This is a genomic window from Marinospirillum sp., assembly GCF_014859565.1.
Genome location: NZ_JACUUA010000244.1, coordinates 1 through 4,504, shown reverse-complemented (window position 1 = coordinate 4,504; position 4,504 = coordinate 1). Strand labels below are relative to the sequence as shown.

Sequence of the window (4,504 nt, the reverse complement as noted above, 5' to 3'; positions counted from 1 at the left end):
GCACCAGCTCCGGCACCAGCTCCGGCACCGGCTTCTCGCCCGGCTCCAGCACCAGCACAGGAAAGTCAGACTCGTGTGCAGGTATTACCAGCCAATCCTGAGCAGGGTGTGCCGCTGGGTGATGACACGGATATTCAGGTGGATAGTCTGGTGCCGCCGCCTCAGTCAGCAGCAGCAAGCAAACCCGCTGTGGTCGCTGCTGCTGCGGCACCGCCACCGCAAAAGCAGGAGCAAGCTACACCACCACCTCAGCAGCCCGCCATTGCCAGCAGCTGGCTGGAACGTTTTCCCAATTTATCAGACGATTTACAAGGCCAGCAGGAAATCATTCAGCGCCTTGAACAGGAAGTGAAAGAGTACCAGCAGCAGATAGCCCAGTTGCAGCAACAAGTACGTCAGCAGTGGGGAGCCGCAGCTGCCCCAGCCTCCGCCCACCAGTTTGTTAAATATACCGATGAGTACCAAAGTCGCGGGGCGATGGATTTTGATCAGGGTGTCATTGTGGTGGAAACCGTGGATCAATCCAATCCAAAGGAGCGCCTGAAAGAAGCAATCATCACCACGCTGTTAACCCCTTATGATGCTGAAAACCCTGAAATCTACAGCGACAAGGCGATCAGTTATTCGGGTCCGGCATTGCTGGCCGGTCAGGTGATGGATCATGAAGGGCAGCCGGTGCGCTGGGAATGGCGAGCCAATCGATTTGCTGATCACCTAGTGAATAATCAGATTCAGCAGCTGCAACGTGATGGACATACCGTTTATCGTGTAGAAATTCCGCTAGTTGCCAATCATACCGAAGTCCGGGGTCATCAGTACGAACACCTGGTGCGGGATGCCAGTCGACGTTACAACGTGGATGAGGCGCTGATTTATTCAATTATGGAAACTGAAAGCCACTTTAACCCCTACGCAACCAGTCATATTCCAGCTTATGGATTGATGCAAATTGTGCCATCAACTGCAGGCAGGGACGTGTTTCAGAGACATAAACAACGTAATGATCAGCCGACTCGTAGCTATCTGTTCAATCCTGCCAACAATATTGATACCGGCACGGCCTATCTCACGATACTGCGTGACATTTATCTGAAAGATATCCGTCACCCTCTTTCAAAGGAATACGCCATTATCTCCGGGTATAACGGGGGAGCGGGTAACGTGATGAGAACCTTCCACACGGATCGGCGTCAGGCCATTAATGTGATCAATCAACTGACACCGCAGCAGGTGTACGATCGTTTGCACCGTAATCATCCCAGTGCTGAAGCGAGGGGTTACATCAAAAAAGTAACAGAGGCTCAGCAGCGTTATCGTGCCATGGCCTCTGCTCGGTAAGATGTGAGGGCAGGATTTAAATGTCCTGCTGTAACCGCATTAGGTTAATTTCTCGAGATGGGTTAAATTCAGCAATCAGGCTGGAGGAGTTTTTGATTTCAAAAACATAGTTGCTGCCAGGTTGCAGGGTGATTTCTGAGCACTTGCCACTGCCGGAGGTGCAAACCTCACTGGTGCTGGCAGTCAGGCTTGCCTGGATATTTTTGTCGGTGAAAATTTCACCGGTGGTGCTGATGCAGCGCAGCTGTTTGCTCTGCAGGTGCATTTTGCCTTCCTTCAGGTTGACATCAGTCGTCATGGTGCAATTACTCAACTTGTGGGTAGATGTACCTTCCACGCGGTTGGTTTCGACTGAAAACCACAGGTTCTCACGGTTCTGCCCTTCCTTGAGAGTAACCTTGCTGATGACGGTAGCATCCAGCATCTGCCCAGTCTGCAGTGGTAAGGTATCCTGAGCCATTAATCCAAAAGAACAGCCCATCAGGGCAAAGGTTGCAATTAATTTTTTCATAGCCTGCATGATCCCTCGTTGATTCAGTGTTCACTTTTCATGAGTATAACAGAGTCTATTGATTGGTTATTCAGATCAGTTTGACGCATGAGTTTTACCCTTCGCTCCCTGACAGGATCATAAGTTTTTTTGATGCTAATTCCTACTATCCCGGTCGGAAAAGCTGGTTTTTTATGCAGTAAAGATATACATTTCTTATACAAAGTGGCTCCAGCTGATCCTGCAAGAGAAAATACCTATGAATGCTCTGACACCTGTACAAAACCGTAAAGCGAATGCTGACATTAGCCCAATGGCTGAGTCCATGATTCCTCATTATCATGCCATCCTGAAAAACCTTGGAGAGAATCCTGAGCGTGAAGGCTTGGTGGACACACCCAAACGGGCAGCAAAAGCCATGGAGTTTTTGACCAAAGGGTATCGTGAAAATCTCACTGATCTGATCAATGGCGCTGTATTCACCTCAGAAACAGATGAGCTGGTGATTGTGAAGGATATTGAACTCTACTCCATGTGTGAGCACCACCTGCTGCCTTTTATTGGTAAATGCCATATTGGTTACCTGCCGCAGGGCAAGGTATTGGGTTTATCCAAATTTGCCCGCATAGTGGACATGTTTTCGCGGCGTTTACAGATTCAGGAACAGCTGACTCGTGAGATTGCCGAAGCAGTGCAGGAAGTGACCGGAGCTGCCGGTGTAGGTGTAGTGGTTGAGGCACGCCACATGTGTATGATGATGCGTGGTGTGGAAAAACAAAACTCCATGATGCGAACCTCTGTAATGCTGGGTCAGTTGCGTGCATCACAAAACACCCGCCAGGAATTTCTGAAGTTGATTGATTAAGGAAGCCCCGTAATGCCTCATAATGATCCTTATTCACTGGCCACCATTCGTATCAAAAACCTGCGCCTGCGTACCTATATTGGTATCAAGGAGGATGAAATTCAGAACCAGCAGGATATTATTGTGAACGTGGTGATCCGTTATGCTGCTGATCGTGCAGTGCAGTTTAATCAGATTGATGAAGCTCTAAACTACCGCACTATTACCAAAAAACTGATTGCTCATGTTGAAAATGGACGTTTTGCACTGCTGGAGCGCTTGACGCGAGAGCTGCTGGAAATAGTCATGAGTCATGAGCAGGTTCAGGTGGCTGATGTAGAAGTCGACAAACCTCATGCGCTGCGTTTTTCTGACTCGGTTTCTGTTACTCTGAGCGCAAAGCGCTGATCCAGTCCTTGTATGAGAGTAAGAGACCTGTACTATGAAAGACCCGCAAGACTCCCAACCTGTTATTAAAATGAATCACAACCTCTCCATTTTGGCATTGGTACTGGCAATGGCCGGTGTGGTTTTTGCTGTTTATGGCCCCTGGTTTGTTGCTCCTTCGGTTGTTGCTGGCTTGCTGGCTCGCCGCGCCATTCATAAAGAACCAAACTACTACACCGGACTGGTGTTTGTGTATGCCTCGCTGCTACTGAATGCAGTGCTGGTGCTGTTGTTTCTGTTTTTATATCTGGGATAGTTGGCTGGTGAGTGATGGTACACAACAGCAACAGTAATCTGTATCAACAGCGTTATAATAATCTTGTGTAGGTTTGAAATATAAGGAAAAAAAATGCGTAAAATCATGATGTTGGCAGGTACTGTATTGCTGCCATTAACGGCAATTAATGCTCAGGCGGTGGATTTTAATATCACTGCTGGTGTTAATCTGTGGGATGTTTCACCTTCCGGTTATATTCAGGGTAAAGAAGGTGAAGATCGACTGGATGTGAAGGATCAGCTAGGACTGTCCGGTGAGTCTTCAAATCAGCTGTTTGTTCAGTTTGATCACTTTATTCCCGTGATTCCTAACTTTCGTGTGAGTCAGACCTCACTTGAGTTTTCCGGTAACACAAATAAAACGGTTAAATTTTTAGGTGAGACGTATTCGGGTAGCACAAATACCAGCGTTGATCTTAGCCATACCGATGTGACTGCCTATTACCGCTTTCTGGATGGTGTGACTTCCTTTATTCCGCTGGTGGATCTGCGGGTGGAGCTGGGTGCCACGCTTCGCATGTTTGATGGCTCTTTTGCATTTGAAGGTACGGGTGCAGAACCACGCAGTGTAGATCTAACTGCTCCGCTTCCTATGGGTTATCTGGCGGGTCGGGTGGGTGTGCCTTTTGGTCTCTCTGCCGGAGCCAGTGTGAATACCATCAGTTATAGCGGTAGCAGCCTGACTGACCTGACTTTTGATGTGCGCTACCAGTATGACGGTTTTCCGCTGATCAAACCCGGTATTACCGCTGGTTACCGTGATTTTAGCCTGACACTGGATGATCTGGATGATACCTATGGTGATCTGACATTGGACGGTGCATTTTTTGGTGCTTACATCCGTGCCGGGTTCTGATTGACGGTCGGATTGTTGTTGCTGCAATAATTGAGTAGGGTGAGGCGTTGCCGCTTCATCCCTCTCACAGAACCGTCTGAACTGGACTTTTGACCCAGCTCAGTCCGCTGAACCTCCGCCAGCAGTCGTTCTGGTTTTACCCTTCACACTGTTACCAGGCTTCTTCTTTCAGGTGACTCGGTTTGCCGGCTTCGCCGGGCACAACAAAAAACCCAGCTTTAAGGGCTGGGTTGATTGTTGAATAAGTGCCTGA

At 48.5% G+C, this 4,504-nt stretch carries 6 protein-coding genes; 5 read left to right on the top strand and 1 reads right to left on the bottom strand.

What is annotated here, in order from left to right; translation table 11 throughout:
* Window positions 1-1,338, top strand: a 1,338-nt coding sequence (gene mltC / locus IBX50_RS17520; protein ID WP_292257587.1) for a membrane-bound lytic murein transglycosylase MltC, incomplete at its 5' end; no start/stop codon positions are given.
* 16 nt (window positions 1,339-1,354) lie between these two features.
* Here the strand turns inward: mltC and IBX50_RS17515 are convergent.
* Window positions 1,355-1,849: a hypothetical protein gene (locus IBX50_RS17515; RefSeq protein WP_292257586.1), complete on the bottom strand. Its 495-nt coding sequence runs from the start codon at window positions 1,847-1,849 to the stop codon at window positions 1,355-1,357.
* A 292-nt stretch (window positions 1,850-2,141) separates the two neighbouring features.
* Between IBX50_RS17515 and folE the strand changes: the two genes are divergently transcribed.
* The 4 genes from folE to IBX50_RS17495 all read left to right on the top strand — a co-directional run bounded on the left by folE (window position 2,142) and on the right by IBX50_RS17495 (window position 4,251).
* On the top strand, window positions 2,142-2,693 hold the full coding sequence (folE, locus tag IBX50_RS17510) for a GTP cyclohydrolase I FolE (RefSeq protein ID WP_292257588.1): 552 nt from the start codon (window positions 2,142-2,144) through the stop codon (window positions 2,691-2,693).
* A 12-nt stretch (window positions 2,694-2,705) separates the two neighbouring features.
* Window positions 2,706-3,080 carry a dihydroneopterin triphosphate 2'-epimerase gene (gene folX, locus IBX50_RS17505; RefSeq protein WP_292257585.1) on the top strand — a complete coding sequence of 125 codons (375 nt, stop codon included), beginning with the start codon at window positions 2,706-2,708 and terminating at the stop codon, window positions 3,078-3,080.
* A 34-nt stretch (window positions 3,081-3,114) separates the two neighbouring features.
* Window positions 3,115-3,375 (top strand): hypothetical protein, encoded by a 261-nt coding sequence (locus tag IBX50_RS17500; protein ID WP_292257584.1) that lies wholly within the window; start codon window positions 3,115-3,117, stop codon window positions 3,373-3,375.
* Between the two features lie 93 nt (window positions 3,376-3,468).
* Window positions 3,469-4,251 carry a TIGR04219 family outer membrane beta-barrel protein gene (locus IBX50_RS17495; RefSeq protein WP_292257583.1) on the top strand — a complete coding sequence of 261 codons (783 nt, stop codon included), beginning with the start codon at window positions 3,469-3,471 and terminating at the stop codon, window positions 4,249-4,251.
* Window positions 4,252-4,504 lie beyond the last annotated feature (253 nt).